This is a genomic window from Pseudoalteromonas thalassia (assembly GCF_049257215.1).
In the GTDB taxonomy this organism is placed as follows: domain Bacteria; phylum Pseudomonadota; class Gammaproteobacteria; order Enterobacterales; family Alteromonadaceae; genus Pseudoalteromonas; species Pseudoalteromonas lipolytica_C.
In genome coordinates, this window is record NZ_JBMMUE010000016.1 from 64,599 (window position 1) to 89,205 (window position 24,607).

General features: G+C 41.4%; 19 protein-coding genes. 7 read left to right on the plus strand and 12 right to left on the minus strand.

Features of this window, described 5'->3' with window-relative positions:
• Window positions 1-262 precede the first annotated feature (262 nt).
• Window positions 263-910: a ribosome biogenesis GTP-binding protein YihA/YsxC gene (gene yihA / locus AAEU31_RS16910; RefSeq protein WP_135922779.1), complete on the plus strand. Its 648-nt coding sequence runs from the start codon at window positions 263-265 to the stop codon at window positions 908-910.
• Here the strand turns inward: yihA and AAEU31_RS16915 are convergent.
• Window positions 907-1,425 carry a DUF1285 domain-containing protein gene (locus AAEU31_RS16915; protein ID WP_421967821.1) on the minus strand — a complete coding sequence of 173 codons (519 nt, stop codon included), beginning with the start codon at window positions 1,423-1,425 and terminating at the stop codon, window positions 907-909. The two genes, yihA and AAEU31_RS16915, sit on opposite strands and share 4 nt — an antisense overlap.
• Complete coding sequence (locus AAEU31_RS16920) at window positions 1,425-2,012, minus strand: YceI family protein (RefSeq protein ID WP_281547195.1); 588 nt, start codon at window positions 2,010-2,012, stop codon at window positions 1,425-1,427. Before AAEU31_RS16920 ends, AAEU31_RS16915 begins: the two co-directional genes overlap by 1 nt.
• Before the next feature lie 421 nt (window positions 2,013-2,433).
• Between AAEU31_RS16920 and AAEU31_RS16925 the strand changes: the two genes are divergently transcribed.
• Window positions 2,434-3,354, plus strand: a complete 921-nt coding sequence (locus tag AAEU31_RS16925) for a lipase family alpha/beta hydrolase (RefSeq protein ID WP_421967822.1) — start codon at window positions 2,434-2,436, stop codon at window positions 3,352-3,354.
• Between the two features lie 176 nt (window positions 3,355-3,530).
• Here the strand turns inward: AAEU31_RS16925 and polA are convergent, their stop codons facing one another.
• Window positions 3,531-6,266 carry a DNA polymerase I gene (gene polA / locus AAEU31_RS16930; RefSeq protein WP_421967823.1) on the minus strand — a complete coding sequence of 912 codons (2,736 nt, stop codon included), beginning with the start codon at window positions 6,264-6,266 and terminating at the stop codon, window positions 3,531-3,533.
• Between the two features lie 514 nt (window positions 6,267-6,780).
• Between polA and elbB the strand changes: the two genes are divergently transcribed.
• The 3 genes from elbB to AAEU31_RS16945 all read left to right on the plus strand — a co-directional run bounded on the left by elbB (window position 6,781) and on the right by AAEU31_RS16945 (window position 10,772).
• Window positions 6,781-7,431: an isoprenoid biosynthesis glyoxalase ElbB gene (gene elbB / locus AAEU31_RS16935; RefSeq protein ID WP_135922784.1), complete on the plus strand. Its 651-nt coding sequence runs from the start codon at window positions 6,781-6,783 to the stop codon at window positions 7,429-7,431.
• 182 nt (window positions 7,432-7,613) lie between these two features.
• Window positions 7,614-8,006 (plus strand): c-type cytochrome, encoded by a 393-nt coding sequence (locus AAEU31_RS16940; protein ID WP_062568504.1) that lies wholly within the window; start codon window positions 7,614-7,616, stop codon window positions 8,004-8,006.
• A gap of 201 nt (window positions 8,007-8,207) precedes the next feature.
• Window positions 8,208-10,772 carry a bifunctional diguanylate cyclase/phosphodiesterase gene (locus tag AAEU31_RS16945; protein WP_199527138.1) on the plus strand — a complete coding sequence of 855 codons (2,565 nt, stop codon included), beginning with the start codon at window positions 8,208-8,210 and terminating at the stop codon, window positions 10,770-10,772.
• Here the strand turns inward: AAEU31_RS16945 and rep are convergent.
• Window positions 10,762-12,774, minus strand: a complete 2,013-nt coding sequence (rep, locus tag AAEU31_RS16950) for a DNA helicase Rep (protein ID WP_138557993.1) — start codon at window positions 12,772-12,774, stop codon at window positions 10,762-10,764. The genes AAEU31_RS16945 and rep overlap by 11 nt on opposite strands.
• 111 nt (window positions 12,775-12,885) lie before the next feature.
• Here rep and ubiK point away from each other — a divergent pair, with 111 nt between their 5' ends.
• Entirely contained in the window at window positions 12,886-13,149 is a 264-nt protein-coding gene (gene ubiK, locus AAEU31_RS16955) for a ubiquinone biosynthesis accessory factor UbiK (RefSeq protein ID WP_036971505.1), read from the plus strand.
• A 45-nt stretch (window positions 13,150-13,194) separates the two neighbouring features.
• Here the strand turns inward: ubiK and can are convergent, their stop codons facing one another.
• From can to ilvG, 7 genes are all read right to left on the minus strand, one after another.
• Entirely contained in the window at window positions 13,195-13,857 is a 663-nt protein-coding gene (gene can / locus AAEU31_RS16960; protein ID WP_135922787.1) for a carbonate dehydratase, read from the minus strand.
• A 19-nt stretch (window positions 13,858-13,876) separates the two neighbouring features.
• Window positions 13,877-15,055, minus strand: coding sequence for a methyltransferase (locus AAEU31_RS16965; RefSeq protein WP_421967824.1), 1,179 nt, complete (start codon window positions 15,053-15,055; stop codon window positions 13,877-13,879).
• 41 nt (window positions 15,056-15,096) lie between these two features.
• Window positions 15,097-16,104, minus strand: a complete 1,008-nt coding sequence (locus AAEU31_RS16970; protein ID WP_421967834.1) for an ABC transporter substrate-binding protein — start codon at window positions 16,102-16,104, stop codon at window positions 15,097-15,099.
• A 124-nt stretch (window positions 16,105-16,228) separates the two neighbouring features.
• Window positions 16,229-17,782: a threonine ammonia-lyase, biosynthetic gene (gene ilvA, locus AAEU31_RS16975; protein WP_253038152.1), complete on the minus strand. Its 1,554-nt coding sequence runs from the start codon at window positions 17,780-17,782 to the stop codon at window positions 16,229-16,231.
• A 2-nt stretch (window positions 17,783-17,784) separates the two neighbouring features.
• Window positions 17,785-19,641 carry a dihydroxy-acid dehydratase gene (gene ilvD, locus AAEU31_RS16980; RefSeq protein ID WP_295511623.1) on the minus strand — a complete coding sequence of 619 codons (1,857 nt, stop codon included), beginning with the start codon at window positions 19,639-19,641 and terminating at the stop codon, window positions 17,785-17,787.
• 115 nt (window positions 19,642-19,756) lie between these two features.
• A complete protein-coding gene (ilvM, locus tag AAEU31_RS16985) occupies window positions 19,757-20,002 on the minus strand; it encodes an acetolactate synthase 2 small subunit (protein WP_135922791.1) in 246 nt (81 codons plus the stop codon).
• Window positions 19,999-21,648, minus strand: coding sequence for an acetolactate synthase 2 catalytic subunit (gene ilvG / locus AAEU31_RS16990; RefSeq protein WP_135922792.1), 1,650 nt, complete (start codon window positions 21,646-21,648; stop codon window positions 19,999-20,001). The genes ilvM and ilvG overlap by 4 nt, the downstream gene beginning before the upstream one ends.
• Window positions 21,649-22,183: 535 nt before the next feature.
• Between ilvG and AAEU31_RS16995 the strand changes: the two genes are divergently transcribed.
• On the plus strand, window positions 22,184-23,062 hold the full coding sequence (locus AAEU31_RS16995; protein WP_421967825.1) for a TraB/GumN family protein: 879 nt from the start codon (window positions 22,184-22,186) through the stop codon (window positions 23,060-23,062).
• A gap of 26 nt (window positions 23,063-23,088) precedes the next feature.
• On the opposite strand, the gene modF is transcribed toward AAEU31_RS16995, so the two are convergent.
• On the minus strand, window positions 23,089-24,546 hold the full coding sequence (modF, locus tag AAEU31_RS17000; protein WP_421967826.1) for a molybdate ABC transporter ATP-binding protein ModF: 1,458 nt from the start codon (window positions 24,544-24,546) through the stop codon (window positions 23,089-23,091).
• Between the last annotated feature and the right edge of the window lie 61 nt (window positions 24,547-24,607).

Below are 24,607 nucleotides of genomic sequence, written 5' to 3' on the forward strand. Positions count from 1 at the left end.
CTGTATCATCTACAATATGGATGTTGTGATTTCTATATTCTACACGATAATAAATTCTCTGGCACGTTTTCTGCCCACTTTAAGCTCATAATTTATAGGGATTTGACTTAGATTAAGTTTCTATCTAGAAATTTTCCCACTATGTAACTAAATTTAGCACGCTTAAATACGCTTTTGAATGCTGCTTTAATAGTATAAAATACGCGTCTTAAGTGAATTTTAGTCACTGTTCAACATTATTTATAAAAGATTAGGAGAGCCTGTGCTCAAATCTCGTATCAAATACAATACTGCGTCCTTTGTTACTAGCGCACCTGACATCTCACGCTTGCCTGCTGATACGGGGATTGAAGTCGCGTTTGCTGGTCGCTCTAATGCGGGTAAATCAAGTGCCCTTAATACGCTAACTGATCAAAAGTTAGCACGTACCTCTAAAACGCCGGGTCGTACTCAGTTGATCAATACTTTTGAGCTTGATGCTGATAAACGCCTTATCGACTTACCTGGTTACGGCTTTGCGAAAGTGCCAATCGAAATGAAGAAGAAATGGCAAAAATCGTTAGGTGAGTACTTACAAAAGCGCCAAAGTTTGAAAGGGATTGTTATTTTAATGGATATTCGTCATCCACTAAAAGATCTTGATCGTGACTTAATTGACTGGGCCGTTGGCAGTGAGATCCCAGTACTTGCACTTTTAACTAAAGCCGACAAATTAAAACAGGGCGCACGTAAAGCACAAGTTTTACAAGTTCGCCGTGAGCTAAGTAGCTTGGAAGGTGATATTACTGTTCATGCATTTTCATCATTAAAAGGAACAGGCTTGCCAGAAGTTGCTAAAAAGCTAGATGAATGGTTCTTAGGGCCAATTGAAGTTCAAACTCCTGAATCTGAAGAAGAACCAGAAGCTTAGGCCAAGTAATAACGCTTACCTAATGACTCTATAAAGTAGCCCTGCTCGTCTGAGCAGGCTATTTCAGCCCATTGATAATAAACATTTCTCGATACTCTTGCCGCTAACCCATGTGCTAACTGTAAATAAGGTACCTGCAGATTTTCAAATTTGCGTAATTGTAGTGGTTGCGATGATGTCACTAACCAAGTGCGTTGTAGATTATCAACACAGCATAAAGCCAGCCCTTGCTCGGTCTTTTCAAAATACCAATCAACAATAACAAAAGGCACATCAATGACTGTAATCGCCATTTTCTCTACTGGCGTTTTTAAATAGTAAGTATTGGCTTCCTTACAAAGTACGGAGGCAAAAAGTTTGACCATTGCCTCCCGTTGAATTTCGCTGCCAGCATAAAACCACACTCCTTGACCATTGATCTCAATAGGCAACTGACCACAATTGTCTGGTTGCCATTGATCAAAAGGTTTATCAGGCTCTGCAAGTGCAGCTTCTAGCTCGGCAAGCGACTGCATTACTTATCTTTATCGAGCGTCAAAGAAAAAGTTACAGGAACAGCTGTTGCAATAGATGGTAAACCAGCAAGCTTTTGTAGCTGTGCAATGCCTTCTGTTACTTTGAAATCAGCTGCATTAATAATCACTGGTGAGAACGAAGAAACTGTCACATCACCATTGGGTGACATGTTTGCCAGTACATCAATCGTTAACTCTTTTTTATTGCCATGGAAGTCAAGCTCGGCTTTCAAACCAGTTAATACATGTTGTCCTGGCTTCAATGCTAATAATGATTTACTTAAATCAGCAGTTAAAACTGCATGAGGAAACTCAGCTGTTTCGAACAACAATTTAGTCATGCGCTCATTACGGATAGGAATTAGCGTTTCAACAGAGCTAAGATCGATCATTAACTTGAATTGACCTTGCTCATTCAACGTACCTGATACTTTTTTGAAATGATGCGCTTCAGCAATTGAATTCTTTTTGATAGATACAAAGCTAACCTTGCTTTGCTCATTGTTAACCTGCCAGTTTGCACTAGCAAAAGGAGCAACTAATAAACTTGATAATGATAAGGCGGCAAAGGCCACAGATTTAAACATAACGCATTCCTTCGAAGATAATAACAATCTATTAGATGGTATCACCTGCGTTAATTTGTGCAATGAATTGTATGATAAGAAGAGAAAAAACGGCTCGCTCAATAACAAGCGAGCCGGTATAGCAAACTGGGGAGAAGCTATCAATACGTTGCATCTTTTCAGATGCATCATCAACAGGATGTCCTACAGGATGAGGACGGCGCGGACTTTAACAAAGTCCGCGTTAAAAAGAAATTGCATCCGCAAAGAAAACGCTCGATTTGATAAACATATAACGAAACTCTAAAACTATCTTTTCTTGTTTACCTATAATTAACATTACATCAAGTGGTTATTTAAGGTATCGTTAAATTAATCAGAGAAAATAGCAGCATTATTAATACATGTTGATGGCAAAAACTTAGCACAAGAGTAAAAAGGAATGAAAAAATGCCTCCTAGCACTAGCTACCATCTTACTCATTTCGCTGAGCTCGCCCTGTCACGCGAAAAATAATAGCACTCAATACCCGATTGTTTTGGTACATGGGCTGTTAGGTTTTGATAGCCTATTAGGCGTTGACTATTTTCATAATATCCCCAGCACTTTATCGCTTGATGGCCACCAGGTTTTTGTTGCTGCTGTGTCAGCTGTTCACAGTTCAGAGTTTCGTGGTCAACAATTACTGGCTCAGGTTAATCATATTTTGGCACTCACGGGCGCAGAAAAGGTTAACTTAATTGGTCATAGTCAAGGAGCGCAAACGGTTCGCTATGTCGCTTCGATCTCGCCTAACTTAGTTGCCTCTGTGACCAGTATCGGGGGTGCAAACTATGGCAGTACACTTGCTGATCTTATTCGCGAAGAAATAAAACCAAACTCACCATCTGAACATTCGTTTAAGCTAGTATTTGCAGCACTAGGCAGCATGATTTCGTTACTATCAGGTCACAGTGATTTACCGCAAGATCCGTTAGCAGCATTACATAGCTTAACCAGCCAAGGAGCCTCTGTATTCAATCAAAAGTACCCAGAAGGTTTACCGCCAACGGCATGCGAGCAAGGACAAATGCTTGCCAGTAATGGGGTGTATTATTTTTCGTGGAGTGGCACAGCAGCGCTTACCAATATTCTTGATCCAACCGACTTATCTATGCTGCTTGGATCAATATTGATCGTAGGTCAAGATGATGGCCTGATTTCACGCTGTAGTAGTCACTTAGGTCATGTCATTAAAGATGATTATAAAATGAATCATTTAGATGAAATCAATCAATTTATAGGTTTGCATCATTTACGCGAAGTCGACCCTGTTGAGCTTTATCGTCAACATGTAAAAAGGTTACAAGAGTTCGGGTTATAGCAAGTTAGCAAGTTAGCAAGTTAGCAAGTTAGCAAGTTAGCAAGTTAGCAAGTTAGCAAGTTAGCAAGTCTGAATGACTTAGCTAACGCGTCAAGCAACTCGCTAACTTTACTCTTTCCCTTAGAAACTCGCTAACTTTTAACCTGATAGCTGACAACTCTCATTTATTGCAGCTATTAGTGAGCTTGTTGCCAGTTGTCACCGCTGTCGGCTTCAACAATCAGTGGCACATCAAGAGTGGCAGCTTCTGACATTAGCTTACAGATTTCAGCTTTGTAGTCGTCAACACACTCTTCTTTAATTTCGAACACTAATTCATCGTGCACTTGCATTAGAAGCTTCACTGACCCTTCAGCTTGTGCGTTTACCCACTGATGAACTTTAAGCATCGCTTTTTTGATGATATCAGCAGCAGTACCTTGCATTGGCGCATTGATAGCTGCACGCTCAGCGGCTTTGCGACGAGCACCGTTACGGGCGTTGATTTCTGGTAAATGTAAGCGACGACCAAAAATAGTCTCTACATAACCTTTATCAGCCGCTTTTTCACGGGTAGTTTCCATGTACTCAAGTACGCCCGGGAAACGCTCGAAATATTTATCAATATAATGCTGTGCTTCATGACGTGGTACATCTAACTGACGTGATAAACCAAACGCTGACATGCCATAAATTAAACCAAAGTTAACCGCTTTGGCTTTACGGCGCATATCGCTGGTAACCTCTTCAAGGCTAACGCCGAATACTTCTGCTGCGGTGGCGCTATGAACATCTAAGCCATTAGCAAACGCGGTAAGTAGGCCTTTATCTTGTGATAAGTGCGCCATGATACGCAATTCAATTTGGCTGTAATCGGCAGCGACAATTTTATGGCCAGGTGCAGCAATAAAGGCTTCACGAATACGACGACCCTCTTCCGAACGAATTGGAATATTCTGTAAGTTTGGATCCGTTGAACTTAAACGCCCCGTTGCTGTTACCGCTTGATGGTAAGAAGTATGCACACGCTTAGTGCGCTCATTCACCATTAACGGTAGTTTATCTGTGTACGTTGATTTCAGTTTCGATAAACCACGGTGTTCAATAATTACCTTAGGTAGCGGGTAATCATGAGCAAGTTCTTGCAATACTTCTTCTGCCGTCGACGGTGCACCTTTTGGTGTTTTCTTGATAACCGGAAGCTCTAGCTTTTCAAACAAGATTGCTTGCAGCTGCTTAGGTGAACCTAAGTTAAACTTTTCACCAGCCATATCATAGGCTTCTTGCTCAAGCTCTAATAAACGTTCGCCTAAACGCTGGCTGTGAGCTGCCAGCATGTTGCTATCAATTGCAACACCGGTACGTTCAATATCAGAAAGCACCGACACAAGTGGTAATTCAATGTCTTCGAATACCGATTTTAATTGGCTATCAGCATCAATTTTTGGCCATAACACTTGATGAAGACGAAGCGTTATATCTGCATCTTCAGCAGCGTATGGTGCGGCTTTTTCGAGCTCAATTTGATTAAATGTCAGCTGCTTTTTACCTTTACCAGCAATATCTTCGAAGCTGATATTTTTGTGGCCTAGGTATTTAAGTGCCAGCGAATCCATATCATGACGGCTGCCTACACTATTAAATACATACGACTCCAACATAGTGTCGTACTTAATACCCTTTAATTCAAAGCCTGCATTCGCTAATACACTTTTATCGTATTTTAGATTCTGGCCTACTTTTGCCTTGTTTTCGTCAGCTAAGATTGGGCCAATTTTTGCCATAACTGTGTCTAAGCTTAATTGCTCTGGCGCATCTGGGTAATCGTGAGCAACCGGAAGGTAAGCCGCTTCACCGGCTTTAACCGCAAAGCTCATACCAACCAATTGGGCCTGCATGTAATCAAGGCTGGTTGTTTCAGTATCGAAGGCAAAAAGCTCGGCGTCATTTAACTGCGCAACTAAGGTATCAAGCTGCTCTTCAGTTAAGATTGTTTCGTAGTGCGCATCATCCACTTTAGGTAGTTCGTTGGCTTCTGTTGGTACATCTAAATGAGTGTCAGCATCTTTAGGGTTATCAAGTAACTCAGCTAACCAACGGCGGAACTCACATTCACCATAAAGTGCAATCAGTTCATCACGGTTTGGCTCTTGTAGTTTGAAACTTTCAAGGTCCGTTTCAACTTCAACATCACATTTTATGGTTGCCAGCTCATAGCTAAGTGGCAAATGATCAAGTGCTGCAGCAAGCTTTTCACCAATCTTGCCTTTGATCTCACTAGCGTGATCAATAACACCTTGTAATGATCCGTATTTTTGTAACCATTTCACCGCCGTTTTTGGACCACAGCCATCAACACCCGGAATGTTATCGACTTTGTCACCCATTAAGGCAAGGTAATCAATGATCAGCTCAGGTCCAACACCAAACTTTTCAACCACAGTTTCTGGATCTGAGATGCTATCGGTCATTGTGTTGATAAGCGTTACATGTTCATTTACTAGCTGCGCCATATCTTTATCGCCGGTAGAGATCAGCACATGGCGCTGTTGCTCAGAGGCAATACGTGCAAATGTACCAATCACATCATCGGCTTCAACACCTTCAATACTGATAAGCGGAAAACCCATTGCTTTAATAATGTTATGTAAGGGCGCAATTTGTGTGCGTAAGTCATCCGGCATAGGTGGACGATTAGCTTTATATTCGCTGTACATATCATTTCTAAAGGTTTTTCCCTTCGCATCAAACACTACAACCATATGTGATGGATCATATTGTTTGATCAAACTCTTCAGCATATTTACAACACCGTATATAGCACCTGTCGCTTCACCTTTAGAATTAGTAAGGTGCGGTGGCGAATGATATGCACGGAATAAATAAGAAGAACCATCAACAAGAATTAGTGGATTTTCAGGGATCTGAGCCATGGTGAAATTGGATCCTAATTGAATAACATTAAATTGTTTGTAAGCATGCCATAAGGCTATGAAGAAAACGACTGTGAATTATTAACCAACAAGCGTTTAACTCAATAGCAACCTGTGGATAACTATGTAGATAACGGACACAGTTAATCCTCCCAAAATGTAAAAACACTTAGGAAAATTTTATTAAGACTATGTTTTTATTTAAAAAAGATAATGCGTGGTTCTTTTTTTATTATTTTTATCCGATGTGGAAAACGGTTTTAGCAGCGATTTACCTTGTGCTTATTCGATACCGAATTAACATCCCTTTTCATAACCGGAGGAGTATTCTAGCATAATGGATCAAAGATCATAGCGATCCTTTATACTTTTTTTTTCGTTAGCTATTTATGAAATGGCATAAACAGCCATTCATCATGCTTTGCGAGTAACTGAGCATCAAAAATTTTTTATTTTGTCGCCTGACTCGCATAATTGTTACACTAGCGTTAGTCACATTAAGGAGAGACAAAAAATGAAAAAAGTTGCTGTAATTTTAGCGGGTTGCGGTGTTTATGATGGTGCAGAAATCAACGAAGCCGTCCTAACTTTACTACACATTGCTAAAGCAGGTGCAAGCTATCAATGTTTCGCTCCTGATATTGAGCAAATGCACACTATTAATCATCTAACGGGCGAAGAAATGACTCCAAACCGTAATGTATTAGTAGAAGCGGCACGTATCGCACGTGGTGAAATAAAAGCATTAACCGAGCTTAATGTGAATGAGTTTGATGCCTTAATCGTACCAGGTGGTTTTGGTGCCGCGAAAAATTTATCTGACTTTGCAGTGAAAGGTGCTGATGCCCAAGTGCAAAATGATGTACTTACAACAGCAAAGGCCTTTGTTGATGCAAACAAAGCAGCTGGATATATGTGTATTGCACCGGCAATGTTACCAATGATCTATGGTAAAGGAGTCAAAACAACCATTGGTAATGATGCAGATACAGCAGCGGCCATTGAACAACTTGGTGGTTCACACCAAAGCTGTGCAGTTAATGATATCGTTGTTGATGAGCAACACAAAGTGGTCACGACTCCTGCATATATGCTGGCGCAAAGCATTTTAGATGCAGATGCAGGTATCGAAAAATTAGTAAATAAGGTCTTAGAACTCGTTTAATTATTTATGTTAAGGCCAGCATCTAATGCTGGCTTTTCTTGCGCTAACGCAAAAAAATGACGTTTTTTATCAAGAAAAAGCCTTTTAGATCATTTTATAAATTGTGGCTTAGCGTTATAATCGTTCTAATTTCCGTCAGATATCGTGATTGATCACGTTCAAATCGAAGTGAGCAAGGCAAAATGAAAAAACTATCAGCTGCATTATTACTGCTAGCAACAACGGCATATGCACAAGCGTATGACAACTCTTTGACTGAAGATGCTATTAAAAAGCGTCTAGCGCCAATTGGTTCTGTATATCTAGAAGGTGATAAAGCTGCGGCCGCTGCTGAGCCTACTGGCCCTCGTTCTGGTGAACAAGTTTATCAAGCAGCATGTTTTGCATGCCATGGTACTGGTGCATTAGGTGCTCCTAAATCAGCTGATGATTGGGCTCCTCGTATTGCTAAAGGTAAAGATACACTATTAGATCATGCTATCAATGGCTTCAATGCGATGCCACCAAAAGGTACATGTATGGATTGTTCTGATGAAGAAATCAGTGCTGCTATCGACTTTATGACTAGCAAGTAACAATTCAAAAACTAATACTAAGGGCTTAAATTTTTTAAGCCCTTTTTTTGTGCTCATTTTTGCTCGCCAGGCTAGCTCTGTCGCCGAATTAGCCCCACAATTAATTAGTATTTTGTTAACAACTGTTACTTGACGATCTAATAAAAAAGTGGAACTATATAGGACGATATTTAAACAATAATAAGATCTGGTTCTAAATCATTGGAAGATTCAGCAACACACATTGATAAACTAGCCCGTAAAAATGCTCGTTTAAAATCGCTTTTACAACAGTATAAGCAATCACATCACCTGCAAAATGCTCTCTTACAATTATCAGAGCAGGCCAGCACTGTTGCCGAATTAACCCTACTATATCCAGCTATTCACGAAATTTTACAAGATTTTATTCCTAGTAAGAATTTTTTCGTCGTTTTACACAATCCTGTATACGATAACCTCGAACTGTCTTATTTTGCCGATGAAAAAGATGGTTTATCGGTGCCTTTAAAATATGAGCAGTACTTTAAGGAAGGATTAACGGGGTATGTGTTTAAACACGGAGAAACCAGTTACTTTACTAAACAACAAACAGAGCTAGCCGAGCAGCAAGGTCTGTTTAAAGTATTTGGAACCCCGGCGGAGCATTGGGTGGGTGTACCTGTATACCGAGATAAAACAATCATTGGTGTAATGGTTGCACAAAGTTACGATGAACAAAATGGCTATACCGAGCAGCAAATTGAACTACTCGAAGCGATGTCGATGTACTTAGCAACAGCGATTGAGCGGGTCAAAAAACGTGAATTACTAGAATCAGAAGTAAAAATTCGTACTCGTGCACTAACGCAAAGTAACCAAGCCCTCAACGAAGAAATTCAACATCGGAAAAATGCCCTCGAGCGACAACAGATCCTGTTTAAAATCTCAGAGCTAGCTACGCTCAGTGAAAACTTAGAGGATGTTTATCTGCATGTGCATGAAATTATTAAAACAATTACATACGCAGATAATTTATATATTGCACTGTATGATGAAAACACAAACTGGTTAAGCTTTCCGTATTGTGTTGATGAATATAATAACAATGCTAAGCCACGTCCGTTTGCTAAAGGCTACAGTGAATTAGTGCTAAGTACCGAAAAATGCCAGCTTATTGATAGTAAAAGAGAGCAAGAACTGGTTAAACTTGGCATAGTTGAAAAGCCTGTTAATGTTCCCCGAGAACAAACAGCCACGAGCTGGTTAGGTGCCCCTCTTAAAACATCGCAAGGTGTTATCGGTTTAATAGTCTGCCAAGCATATAATAACAAACATGAATTTAGCCAAGATGACTGTGAGCTCATTACCTTTGTTTCACATCAAATTGCCAACGTTATCCAAGCACATTTAGCCAATCAAGCGCTTAAACAAAGCCATCAAAAGCTTGAACATAGAGTGGCCGAAAAAACCAAAGAATTACGCCAAGCTAATATGCACTTGCAAATGCAGATGGAAGAACGTAAAAAAATAGAGCAACAGCTTTATCATGATGCCCATCATGATTCTCTCACTAGTTTACCAAATCGCAGTTTATTCTTAACTCAGCTTGAGAAAACACTTCAGCACTACCAGCGCTATCCAGAACAACAATTTGCAGTGTTATTTATCGATTTAGATAAATTTAAAGACATTAATGATCAGCTTGGTCATCAAGCCGGAGATCAGTTTTTAATTAGTGTTGCAGAATCCTTTTCGCACTGTATTCGTGAGCATGATTTATTAGCGCGCTTAGGCGGCGATGAATTTGTTGTGTTGTTGACTCATCTAACAGAGCAACAGCAAGCACAAGATGTTGCTAAGCGAATTATTGAGATAATGAAAAAGCCGTTTTGTTTAAAAGGTCAATGTATTCAAAGCGGTGCGAGTATTGGTATTACTTACTCTCAACCGAGTTATAAGCACACTGATGAAATTATTCGCGATGCTGATGCTGCTATGTATTACGCTAAAAATGCAGGTCGTAATCGATTTGAATCTTTTCATCCATTGCTTAATACGTCGCTAACTCATCACGAATCAGAATCAATGCATCACTTGGATGATTTGCCAATGCACTTTAGAAGTGCAGAAATCATTACCCTTGATGAGCAACCTCACCCAGAGTCTTTACTCGAAGCATTTGGTGAACACCCTGTACTTGGCAGTACTAGCTTTGAAGTTTTGAAGAAGTTTGCGACTGATCGCGTGCAGCACTTTGAAGTTGAGCTAAAGCTCATTGAACAAGCTTTTACGTTAATCAATACGAATAATCTTAAAAAAGTATTATTCCCATGCTCAGGCTTAGTACTTGAACGCATTAATTTCAAAGTATTGACTAAGCTATTACAAGTAAATCATGCGAGCAAAATCTGTTTGCTATTTAATGAGCAAGAGATCCGTTATGCATCAGCTGTGCAAATAGAGAACTTAAAAGAGCTTATTTCTTTGGGAGTATCTATCGGCTTGAACGAATTTGCTAAAGATCGCTGTGAACTAAACCTGCTTACTGAGTTCGAGTTCGATTACTTACTGTTAAGCTCAACCTTCAGCAAACGAGTATTACAGCAAGAAAATTATCATTTACAACTGCAAGGTGTGCTGGCGATTACTAAACTGCAAAATATCCAAGTAATCGCTAAAGGGCCGTCTATTTTCAATTACCGCACCTTGCTAGAAAAGCATGGCTTGTCTTTGTTTATTGGAAAACAACGTGCGCTGGCACCATTTGATCAAGTCGTGCCAAACGCAAAGTCGATTACTTCTTAAGCATTGCTCTTAGATTAGCCACACGAGCCTGTCCTTTTTCCATACGCTCTGCTTGCGATGACGGTGGCTTTTTAGATTCAAAGGCTAGGTCATCTTGCGGTAATTCCTGTACAAAACGGCTCAACTCAGTCTCTGAGGTTTCACCAAATTGACGGCGTAACTTAGCATAGGTCATTACCAGCTCTTGCTGAGCACGCGTAATACCTACATAAGCAAGGCGACGCTCTTCTTCGACGTTATCTTCATCAATGCTCACTTGGTGCGGTAATAACCCCTCTTCCATGCCAACCATAAACACATACGGGTACTCCAAACCTTTTGAAGCATGTAGCGTTAGTAATTGTACCGCATCGGATTCGTCTTCTTCTTCGTTACGCTCAAGCATGTCACGTAAGGTCAGTTTACTGACCACTTCAGCGAGGTTCAGCGGCGGGTTGTCTGCATCACCAGTGAGCATATCAGTGATCCAACGATAAAGCTCTGAGACGTTTTTCATGCGCATTTCAGCGGCTTTTGCACTCGGTGATGACTCGTACAGATATGCTTCGTAATTAATTTGCCTAACTAATTCTTTAACTGCTTCAAGGGTGTCACCACGTACAGCGTTATCAGATAGCTCAACCACCCAACGGGCAAAACCAGCTAAAGCATTAAAACCACGGCCTTTTAGTCGATGCGCAAGCTCAGGCTCAAAACAGGCAGCAAATAAGCTGATATGTTTTTCATTAGCAAGCGTACCTAGCTTTTCCAAAGTGACCGTACCAATCTCACGGCGTGGTGTATTAACGATTCGTAAAAATGCGTTGTCGTCATCTTGGTTCACCAATAGACGTAAGTAAGCCATTATGTCTTTAATTTCTGAGCGAGAGAAAAACGACATACCACCGCTGATCTTATAAGGAATACGGTTGCTCATGAGTGCTTTTTCAAACACTCTCGCTTGGTGGTTACCACGGTATAAAATAGCGTAATCTTTATAGCTGGTGCGTTTCATAAATTTATGAGAAATGATCTCTGCCACCACTCGCTCTGATTCATGCTCTTCATCACGACAACCAATGACCTTGATAGGCTCACCATAACCAAGCTCACTAAATAGCTTTTTATCAAACTCATGAGGGTTATTGGCAATCAAAATATTCGCCGCTTTAAGAATTCGCCCAGCACTTCGGTAGTTTTGTTCAAGCTTAATCAAACGTAAGCCCGGAAAGTCTTTACTCAATAACACAAGGTTTTGTGGTCTGGCACCGCGCCATGAGTAAATTGATTGGTCGTCATCGCCTACCACGGTAAAACGAGCTCGCTCACCCACTAATAATTTAACCAGTTGATACTGACTGGTATTAGTATCTTGATACTCATCCACCAGCAAGTAACGAAAACGCTGTTGCCAACGCTCACGAGAAGTGGCGTTTTGGCTAAGTAATAAAGTGGGGATCATTATCAGATCATCAAAATCAAGCGCATTATAAGCCCGCAGTTGATTTTGATAACGCGCATACAGCTGGGCAAATAAAGCTTTTTGCGGCTCTCTGGCTTCGCGAATAGCACGCTCAGGTAGAATTAATTCGTTCTTCCAGCTGCCTATTTGCATCTTAAGCAGGTTGAGTAAGTCTTTGTCTTTTTTAAGCTCTTCTTCGGTCAGCTCAGCTAATAGCTGGTTGGTATCTTGATCATCAAACAACGAAAATCCGGGCTTAAAGCCTAAAGTGGTTAGCTCTTTTTTGATTATCTCAAGCCCGAGGGTATGAAACGTTGAAACCCATAAGCCTTTTGACTCTTGCTTGCCAAGTGTTTGCGTGACACGCTCACGCATCTCTTTTGCTGCTTTATTGGTAAAGGTTACCGCAGCAATATTGCGTGCTTGATACTCACACTTTTGCACCAAGTAAGCGATTTTATTAGTAATAACACGCGTTTTACCAGAGCCCGCACCGGCTAATACCAGACACGGCCCACTAATATACTTGACCGCTTCATCTTGTTTTGGGTTGAGTTTCATAAGCCCCTAAAGAAATTATCCAAAGACAGGACGGGCAATTTTACCGTAATCACTACACTACGCCTAGCCAATAAGGTAAGATTGTTTTTTTACGTGACTCAAGGGACGAACATGATCAACCCAGCAAAACTTGAAGAAATCGCTAAGCAAATTACTGATAACATGCCGCAAGGTGTGAAAAACCTTGCCGATACAATCGAAGGCAAAACTAAGCAAGCTATTCAAAACAAACTTGCTGAGATGGACTTTGTAAGCCGTGACGAGTTTGATATTCAAAGCCAAGTACTTATTCGTACTCGTGAAAAACTCACTGAGCTTGAAGAGAAAGTTGCATTACTTGAGCAGCAACTTGCTAGCAAACAAGACGAACAATAAAAAAGGAGAGCGAATTAGCTCTCCTTTTTTCTACTTTATTCGGTATTAGCTTTTTTCAGCCACTCGTTCAAATACACGCTTAACCGCAATACCATAGGTCTCATTAGCTTCTTCAGCACACGTCACAACCGACTCTAAGTCATTGAGGTGACCATTCGCTAAGCCATAAACCCAACCATGAATTGTTAACTCTTGGCCTTTCGCCCATGCATCTTGCACTATGTTAGTACGGCACACGTTACGTACTTGTTCAATAACGTTTAATTCTATCAGACTATTTAAACGCTCTTTTTCAGGTAATGCGTTAAGTTGTTCGATGTGTTTTTCTTTTACATCACCTACATGACGAAGCCAGTTATCAATTAAACCAAAGCTCGCTTCATTTAATACCGCTTGCACACCACCACAACCATAGTGACCGACCACCATGATGTGTTTTACTTTAAGCACTTCAACAGCATACTGCATTACTGATAAACAGTTATGATCAGTATGAACAACGACATTTGCTACATTACGGTGAACAAATAATTCACCCGGTAACAAGTCAACGATTTCATTAGCCGGTACACGCGAATCTGAACAACCGATCCACAAGTACTCTGGATTTTGCTGCATTGATAGAATTTTAAAAAACTCAGGATCATTTTCACTCGTACGCGCTGCCCAACGTCTATTATTTTCGAATAAATTTTTTAACTTTCTCATTGCGCCTCTTTACGATGTTTTAATAATTAGCTTGGATCAAGATATTCCTTGGGGTGAGCTGCTTTTCACAAAACGTACTAACCGTTACTTGATACCCTTGTTGTTGCAAATATAAAGCACGATCGAGCACGAGCCAAACTTCAATTGCCCTTCTGAACACATGTCGGACGAGTTCAACACGCTCAGTTACTCGTTTTCGTTGTTTTCCTATTGCTAAAAATTCATGATAATCAATATCTTCTGGCAGTGATAATGATTTTTTCTCAGCAGCCCACAAACAAAATGATTTAAAAGAATCAGAAAAGATCGCTTTGTTCACCGACGGGACACTAACATAGTGCTGCTCTGCCGTGATTGATTTACGCAACGCATCAAAACCAAGCCGCCATTCGACTTCAGTTTTTCGTACCTTATCAACACGACTCGGAGCAGTGACGGTTTCTTGTAGTGCCAATTTTAAATCGCGATGAGTCAACGCAAGCAGGCTTTGCTTTGCAGGCTCGCTCATTGCTTGATAATCGTTATCCGTGAATAAATGATAACAACATGGAGAAAAGCTTATTTGCAGGGTTTTAGCATCACTTGCTTGCTGCATAAATGTTTGATGCAATCGACCACAGGCGTGCAACGCAACGGCATGCTGTTGCTCTTTAAAATACCCAGTAACATCATCTGTAAGTACATTAGCTTGCGAAAACTGCATAGGTAATTGTTGTTGATTAGCACTGTGTTGACCTTGTTCACACAAATGCGCTTGTAGTTCTATGCTATGAATACTCGGTGCTCCATTAAAAGCGAGCATACGCCCTAAATGCCCTTTTCCAGCACACCATTCAAGTACAGGATACTGTGATTTCTGTAGGCTAATCGCTGCAACAAAGTCCTGTAGTTGCTCGAACTTACGTCCTTTAATGCCGTTACTGATCCAAAATGGAAACTCATCTCGGGTTTGTTGGGTTGTGGGAAGTTCGCATAACGATTGAAGCTCATCGAGCCCCTTAATTGCCTTTGCAAAATAGGCATACAACGCATTTTGGTCACTATCTAGTTCACTAACTTGTTGATCGTCAAGCGCCCATAATAAAGACGAAAGTTCAGGCCAAGGGATTGCATCATAATCAAATGCGGTACATTGCCAGTACTGGCGGGTTGAAAAAAGCAAAGTATCTAAGGCAGCAAACTGCTGAGCAAGGGTCATAACTACAAAACGACAACAAATAAAATGCAGTATAACAGTTTTTACAAGCGCAGATTACTTCTGTTCAAGTGGATATATAATGGAATGCAGGCAATGCTTAATAAAATTGCTAAAATCAGCATCCACGATAATTCTGTTCCCTCATCTTGCTGGTGTTGATACATAAAACCGGCAAACGTTTGATCAAACTCGTCTTGGCTGAGTCCATATAAGTCCGCAATCAATCGCCATTTAGCCATCGACATATTGCCGATGTTAATTCCTGGCGGCTGAATATAATTGACCAACACATCAGCTTCATGGGCAAGTTCTTGAATACTCTTATGAACCGCATAGTGCTTTTTGGTCAATGCAATCGTCTCATTCATGTTGTGTAATGCATAGCGCCAGCCTTTAATACTTGCTTGATAAAAGCGGTTAACAACATCAGGATTAGCTTTGAGCATCGACTCTGAAGTATATAAAATATCGCTATACACATTTAGACCAAACTTTTGTGGGCAGATTAATCGGTGTCCCACACCACGCAGCGTCATTGTATAAGGTTCATTGGTAACATACACTTGCACCGCATCAAGCTCACCATTAAGCCACTGCTCAATTCCTCCTTCGGCGCTTGCCTCTATTAAATGTTGATAATCTAATCCAGCTTTACGAAGCATGACTAGTAATTCGGCGTTTTCCAACGAGCTTACTTTACTGATCTTCTTACCTACAAAGTCTCGCGGCTGAAAAATATCTGAGTTATTTTTCACCATCCAACAATAAGGTGAAAACTGCAGTATGGCTCCTAAGGCAACAACTGGCGCTCCTTGTTGGCGCTTTTGCAATATGCCTGAGTGAGTAATTGCAAAGTCAGCTTTGCCACTTAACACTTTAGGGAAGGTATCAGGGTCGTTTGGATCGGCGGGTAAAATTGTTACATCAAGGCCTGCTTCTTTATAAAAGCCTTTCTGTGATGCCACATAATAGCCAGCAAATTGGAATTGATGAGTCCATTTTAATTGTAGGGTAACCTTATCCTTACTCAATGCACTCAAGCTGCACATTAAACAAAGTAACCCTAGGTAATAGCGAGTTCCACGCACGCATCATCCTTGCTTGAAAACCATCCATTAACTATAGGAAAAGCCAATAAAAAATCAAGGCTCCAAAAGGAGCCTTAAATCGGTTTTATTGATTAGCCGCTTTTACATCAGCTAACTCTTGGCCTTGAGTGGTTAAAAATTGCGTAAAACATGGGTTATTTGTTTCATCTTGAACGTTATAACCCAACCGGTTCAAGTGCTCGTTAAATACCTCATAATCACTCGGCTCAATAGCAAAGGCAGCCAGAACATTACCAATCGACCCACCATGATTGCGGTAGTGGAATAAAGTGATACTCCAATTGCTACCTAGTGTATCTAAGAAGCGCGCTAGTGCACCTGGGTATTCAGGAAACTCAAAACGTAACAGACGTTCATGCAACTGAGCCGGTGCTTTACCACCCACCATATAACGAATATGCAATTTAGCCAGCTCGTTATCTGATAGATCGCAAAACGTATAACCATTTTCAGTCAGTGCGCCTTTCAGCTCATCAAGCTCTTGTTGGCCTTGTCTCAAAGCAATACCAACAAAAATTTGTGCTTCGCCTGGTCCTGCATAACGATAGTTAAATTCGGTGATTGCACGCCCACCTAAAGAAGCGCAAAACTGCTTGAAGCTGCCCTTTTCTTCTTTGATAGTTACAGCAAGAAGTGCTTCGTTCTTTTCACCAAGCGCGGTTCGCTCAGCAACATAACGTAAACGGTCAAAGTTTAAGTTTGCACCCGATAAAATCGCAGCTACGTTTAAGCCTTTCACACCATTTTGTTGGCACCACTTCTTTAAACCCGCAGTTGATAGTGCTCCTGAAGGCTCCGCTATAGCACGGGTTGAAACAAAGATATCTTGCATTGCTGCGCAGATTTCATCGCCCGTTACAGTGACAACTTCATCACAAAACTTTTGCGCTAAACGAAAAGTTTCTGTACCGATGATTTTTACTGCTACGCCATCCGCAAAGCTGCCAACGCGGTCAAGCTCAACGGGTTTGCCAGCCTCAAGCGCAGCTTTTAAACAAGCACTCTCGTCGGCTTCAACACCAATAACTTTGATATCGGGACGTAAAGATTTAATGTACACCGCCATGCCAGCAAGTAAGCCACCGCCCCCCACAGGAATAAAGACTGCATCAAGATCATTAAGCTGTTGCATTAATTCACGGGCAACCGTACCTTGGCCAACAATCACATCAGGATCATCAAACGGTGGTACAAATACCCCATTGCGCTGCTCTGTGAGCTCTAAAGCATGGGCTTTTGCCGCATCAAAATGATGGCCGTGTAATACCACTTCACCACCTAAAGCACGCACTGCATTGACTTTAATTTCGGGTGTTGTAACTGGCATCACAATAGTTGCTTTATGCCCTAAAAAAGAGGCACTCAGTGCTACGCCTTGTGCATGATTGCCAGCTGAAGCCGTGATCACATCAGACCCTTTTGGCAGCTTGCCCAGTTTATGAAAAGCACCACGTAGCTTAAATGAATAAACCGGTTGTTGGTCTTCACGCTTTAACCACACATGATTGCCTAATCGCGCACTGAGTTCAGCCATTTCGCTGACCTCAGTGACTTTTGCAAGCGGCTCCATGTTCGCTTGGATGATAGCGCGAAAATAATCGAGCTCTTGGGACACCATAATTAACTTAGCTCCTCAAGTTTAGCTAAATCGCGCACAGCTCCTTTATCTGCGCTGGTTGCAAGTAACGCATAGGCTTTAAGTGCAGGCGATACATAGCGTTCACGATTTAATGGTTTATATGCATCTTTACCACGCGCTAATTGTTTTTGCTTACGCGCTTCTAGCTCTTCTTCGCTCAGCGCTAAAGTGATTTCACGGGTCGCGATATCAATGATTATTTTATCGCCGTTTTCAACATAGGCTATTGCACCGCCGCTTGCTGCTTCTGGCGAAACATGACCAATTGATAAGCCCGACGTACCACCTGAGAAACGACCATCTGTGATAAGCGCACACTTTTCGCCTAAACCAACCGATTTTAAGTAACTTGTTGGGTACAGCATTTCTTGCATGCCCGGACCACCTTTTGGCCCCTCGTAGCGAATAACAACCACATCACCCGCTTTTACTTCGCCATTTAAAATACCTTCTACCGAATCATCTTGTGATTCATAAACAACGGCAGGGCCTTCAAAATGTAGCATCTCTTCAACAACACCGGCGCTTTTAACAATACAGCCATCAAGGGCAAGGTTGCCCGATAACACTGCTAAGCCACCATCTTGACGAAAGGCATTTTCTACACTGCGGATACAACCGTTTTCTCGGTCATTATCAAGTTCTGGCCAGCGGCATTCTTGGCTCATTGCTTTTGTAGTTCGAATACCTGCAGGGCCCGCTTTATAGAATTTTTGCGCCACTTCGTTACTTGGATCGGTCGCGTCCCATTTAGCAACCATCTCAGCCATAGTATGACCTGCTACGTGATCAACTGATAAATCAACTAAACCAGCTTTGCCTAGCTCTCGGATGATGGCCATCATGCCACCAGCACGGTGAACATCTTCAATGTGGTATTTGTTTGTCGCGGGTGCCACTTTACATAGGAATGGTGTTTTGCGAGACAGCTCATCGATGTGCGACATATCAAAGTCTACACCTGCTTCTTGCGCCGCAGCTAATAAGTGAAGCACCGTATTTGATGAACCACCCATGGCAATATCAACCACCATCGCATTCATAAAAGCGGTGCGATTTGCAATAGCACGTGGTAATACCGCTGCATTATCTTTTTGATAATATTCACGGCATAAATCAACAATGCGTGCGCCCGCTTCAACATACAGCTGCTTACGGTCTTTATGCGTTGCAAGTGTGGTTCCGTTACCCGGTAGTGCCAGACCAATCGCTTCTAATAAACAGTTCATTGAGTTGGCAGTAAACATACCTGAACACGAGCCACAAGTAGGGCACGCTGAGCGCTCTACTTTTTCTGAATCTTCATCGCTCACAGAGGTATCAGCCCCTTTAACCATGGCATCAACCAAGTCGAGCTTGATATCGATATCAGCAAGGCGTGTTTTACCCGCTTCCATTGGCCCACCCGATACAAAGATAACTGGAATGTTTAAGCGAAGTGCTGCCAGCATCATTCCTGGGGTGATTTTGTCGCAGTTAGAAATACAGATCATGGCATCGGCACAGTGTGCATTAACCATGTATTCAACTGAGTCAGCAATTAAATCACGCGATGGCAGTGAATAAAGCATACCGCCGTGACCCATTGCGATGCCATCATCGATTGCAATGGTATTAAACTCTTTTGGTACACCACCTGCTTCGGTGATGGTTTCGGCCATTAGTTCGCTTAACTGATTAAGGTGAACGTGACCAGGAACGAACTGAGTGTATGAGTTAACAACTGCGATAATCGGCTTACCAAAGTCTTTATCTGTCATCCCCGTTGCACGCCATAGTGCGCGCGCACCTGCACGTTTGCGACCTTCTGTTGTTGTTGCACTTCTTAATTTAGCCATAATTACCTCAGTTGTTGCAGTGGCATGCCACTGACTTCCTCATTCCAAAAATTTATTTATTCGCTTAACCGTCGTTTTAGCGCTTAAGCGACCTGTTGAATTAGTTTATTCGTTGTTACATTGCCTGTTGGTGAAACTGGTTTTCAATGCTGACCTGTCTTACATCAACCAATTTATTTAACTGTGATGTTAGTAAATAAATTGGCTTATCGCTGTCGACTGTCATGGTGACATGAAAAGTTCCATCAGCCATTTCTAGGTTCATTGTTGTTAAATCAAAACCGCGATGACGAACAACGCGTAAAAAGCGCTCAACTGCGACACTTTGATTTTTTAATGTAATCGTTAGGGTGTGTTTCATTTTACTGTCTCCGTCATCATTTCATCATTGGCTGCACCTGGTGGTACGAGCGGCCATACATTTTCTTTATCATCAATACAAGCATGTAAAATGTAAGGACCTTCACTTTTCACTAACGCATCAACCGCAGCATCGACCTCTTCTGCTTTAGTGATGGTTTGACCTGGAATACCAAATACTGCCGCAAGTGCTACAAAATCAGGATTATCCGAAAGATTGGTTTCAGAATAACGACCCTCAAAAAATAGCTGTTGCCATTGACGTACCATGCCTAAACGCTGGTTATCTAAGATTAAAATTTTAACTGGTAAGTTGTTACGACGAATCGTTGCCAGCTCTTGAATGTTCATCATGATTGAGCCATCACCTGACACGGTGATCACAAAATCATTTGGGCGAGCAACTTGGGCACCGATCGCAGCCGGTAAACCAAAGCCCATAGTACCTGCACCACCACTACTTAAATGATTGCTTGGGTGGCTAAATTTCATATGCTGCGCAACCCACATTTGGTGCTGGCCAACATCACAACACACTACGCCGGTTGATGGCATTTTTTGACTTAGTTGGTTTAACAAATAAGGAGCAAATACTTTTTCGCCCGGGTAGTCGTAACGCCAAGCATGCTCTTTCATCATACTTTCGATATGAGTCAACCACTCGTCAGGTGTCACAAAACAATCAAGTTGCGGTAATGAGGTTTTTAAATCTGCCACTAACGACGCTTTTACAGGCTTGCGTTTACCTACTTCAGCAGCATCGATATCTAAGTGGATCACCTTTGCTTTTGCCGCAAACTTACTCAAGTTGCCAGTTACTCGGTCGTCAAAACGGGCGCCGATACAAACTAATACATCACATTCTTGCACCGCTAAGTTAGCCGCTTTACCGCCATGCATACCTAGCATACCTAAGTCATAATCGTAATCAGGTAACACACTACCTAACGCTTTTAAGGTTGAAACCGCAGGCATATGTGTTTTTTCTAAAAACTGCATAAGCTCGTTTTGCGCATCAGCTGCTTGTACGCCACCGCCCACGTAGGCTACTGGGCGCTGTGCTTCGCTTAAGATTTGATTTGCTATAGCAACTTGGTTCGGATCTAGTTTAGGTAAATAATCTTCTGCAGCTAGCCAAGGGTGGAATGGCACTTGCGCCATTTGGATGTCTTTGGGGATATCCACTAACACAGGGCCAGGGCGACCACTTTGTGCCAGGTGGATGGCTTCTTGCAGGATTTCGGCAAGGTCTTCTGCACGCTCAACCATGTAGCTGTGTTTTGTACACGATAGTGACATACCCAACACATCCACTTCTTGGAAAGCATCTGAGCCTATCGCAGCGGTTGGCACTTGCCCTGTTATAGCAAGTAATGGCACTGAATCCATCATCGCATCGGCAAGTGCAGTGATTAAGTTAGTTGCACCTGGGCCCGATGTTGCAAAACACACACCTAACTTACCTGTGCTACGTGCAAAGCCTACGGCCGCAAAACCTGCACCTTGCTCATGGCGTGTCAGGTAATGCTTGACTGGCGCACCGTACAAAGCGTCGTAAATAGGCATGATGGCACCACCTGGGTATCCAAAAACATCCTTAACGCCATGTTTGGCTAATAAATCGATTGTTAACTCTGCGCCTGTCATCGTAAATCCTCATTCCTCAGTGACATTGTGTATTTGCTGCGATTCAAACCCTTTAAACGAAAAAGCCCCCCGGACTATTAAGTGCGGGGGGCTTTTTAAATGCTTTACTTTTCTCCAAGCACTAACTAGCCCCCGCGGTAATAATAATCACCACGACGTTAATTAGAATAAGAGTGAGTTTGTTAGTAAGCATTATCTATAACCAAATTCTGTTCATTTGTAGCGGAAATCTAGCCATCCCGCTGCCTTTTTCTATTAGTACCGCGACAAGCCCGTTAAGTCAACATAAAAATCAATTCAAAAAAACAAGGCAAACGCGAATTTAAAGGAAAATATATGCACAAAAACAATTATTACGGATTTATTTTTCGATATCGTTCGTTTTTTGAAATTTCATACCTCGTAATAAGCCATTAAATGATTGATTAATTTTTATCTAGGATATTGCTGAATTTCTATTTGAGAGCGATTTAATTTAACGACCAACAAAAAATTAGTTTAGTATTGAAAATAACGACAGCTTAAAAGGAAAGTTATGAAACTCATTCAGCATATCAAGGTTTTGTTTTGTCTTGTTTTAGTGCTTGGCTTTAGTCAGCATGTTTTTGCAGAACCTGGCTTATGGAAGGTAGAAAAAAACGGCGTTGCCTCTTATTTATTTGGCACTGTTCATGTGGGTGATACCAACATGAAAGGCTTGCCAAACAAAGTAACTCAGGCCCTTGATAATAGTGATAAAGTCATTGTTGAAGTGGATATTAGCTCAATATCTCCTATGGAGATGCAACGTCGCTCATTGCCATTTATGATGCTAAAAGATGGTAAAACCTTACAGTCAGAATTATCGCCAGCTAACTATGCGAAACTGCAAAAGTACTTTGCTGACAAATCAATTGATATCGCAATGTTTAAGAACTTAGCGCCTTGGGCGGTTATGATTACGATGATGCAAATGGAATTTCAACGCGTTGGATTTTCAGATCAATATGGGATAGACAAACAGGTTCTTGCTTACGCTAAAGAAAATAACATTGCCGTAGGTGAGTTAGAAACTCTAGAACGACAAATGGAAATGTTTGAACACCTAGCGATCATGAACGACAAAATGATTGAGGAAACCTTTGAGCAACTCGCTGATGTCGATACCTACTTTTTAGGTCTGATTAAGGCGTGGAAGTCAGGCGATATGAAAACGTTAACCTCTTTTTATAACGAAAGTTTTGACGACTCACAATACGGTGAATTAAGTGAGCAGGTTATGCTGATTGATCGCAATAATGACTGGGTTGAGCAACTATCGACTCGCATTGGTAAAGAAAAACTGTTCATAGCTGTAGGTGCTTTACACTTACCTGAGCAACATGGTTTATTAAAACAATTAACAGATAAAGGTTTCACCATTACCCGTATCTAAATATATAAACATCAGAAAAAAGCGCCTTATGGCGCTTTTTTTGTGAAATCAGCCATCTCTAAATAGTTGTCGATGCCTGCAATTTTATCACTGGCATGATGGTTAACGTAAACCACAGTGCTGGTACCCGCGGCGCAGATTTTTTCTATTAGTAACAACACGCGTTGCCTATTCGCTTCATCAAGACCTAGGCATGGTTCATCTAAAATCAATAAACTAGGATGTTTTACCATAGCTCGCGCTATCAATAATAACCGTTGGTCGCCAAAAGAAAGCTGGCTAAATGAGCTATTTTGTTTGTCGTTTAACCCTAGTAAGGCTAACCATTTTTTAGCGATTGATAGCTGTGTTTCAGTGGCTTTTTGATAAAGACCAATACTGTCATAAAAACCCGATACGATGGTATTAAGCGCTGTTATATTAACGCGATAATCCATATGCAAGGCATTTGAAATATAACCAATATGCTGTTTAATTTGCCAGATACTCTCGCCACTGCCGCGCTGATAGCCAAACACCTTAATATCGTTGTTATAACACTGCGGGTTATCACCTGTAATTAGATTAAGTAAGCAAGTTTTACCCGAGCCGTTTTTACCCGTTAACTGCCAATGTTCACCTTGATTAATTTGCCAGTTTAGCTTTTCAAAAATAACGGTTCCGCCAAAACTTACAGAGGCATCTTTAAGTTTTACTAATGTGGGATCAGTTAAGGCTGGCGCTTGATGGTCGTTATCTGCCTCGGGCACGTTTAATTCGGTTTGCGCTAAATGTAGCAATTTAAAAAGATCTTGGCGTTGCTCTTTCGTTGGCTGCGCTAATTGGTGAGTGATCTGAGCATGTTTTATAAACGCATAATGATCAACAAAGTCAGGGATTTCACTCAACCTGTTAAGAACAAAAATCATCGTCGTGTGTTTGCTTAATTCAGCTAATAACTGATTAAGAGTTTGCAGTGCTGTTACATCTAAACCATCAAACGGTTCATCCAAAATAAGTAACTCAGGGCGTCCAATTAGCGCTTGGATCAGCATCAGCTTTCGCGTTTCACCGGTTGATAGGTCACGAAATGCATTATTCATTTTACTATCAAAATCAAATGTTTTTATGAGTAGTTCAAGTAACTCAGTATCAATGTCATGGTCGCTTCTGGCGGCCAAAATAATGTCTTTAACTGTGCTTAGCGGCGTAAGACCATCAATAATATCATCCTGATCTTTATTTAGCTCATCGGCCAATAATTGCTTTTGTCTATCAGGTGATACCACAGCAATTCGTGCAAAGTTATTGGTAAACTGGCCTTGCTCAATACGCGAGCAACCTGCAATTACAGCTGCTACTGCTGATTTTCCTGCTCCATTTTCACCTAGTAATACCCATTGCTGCGCTGCTGATACAGTTAAACTTAAATCACGTAAACGATACTCTTCATTACCCTGCCCCTTAAGGCTGGCATTAACATTAACCAACTGAACATATTGCACTATGAATCCTCATTCCGGCTTATTACTAGCCTGACGTTACAACATTCAACAAAAAAATAAA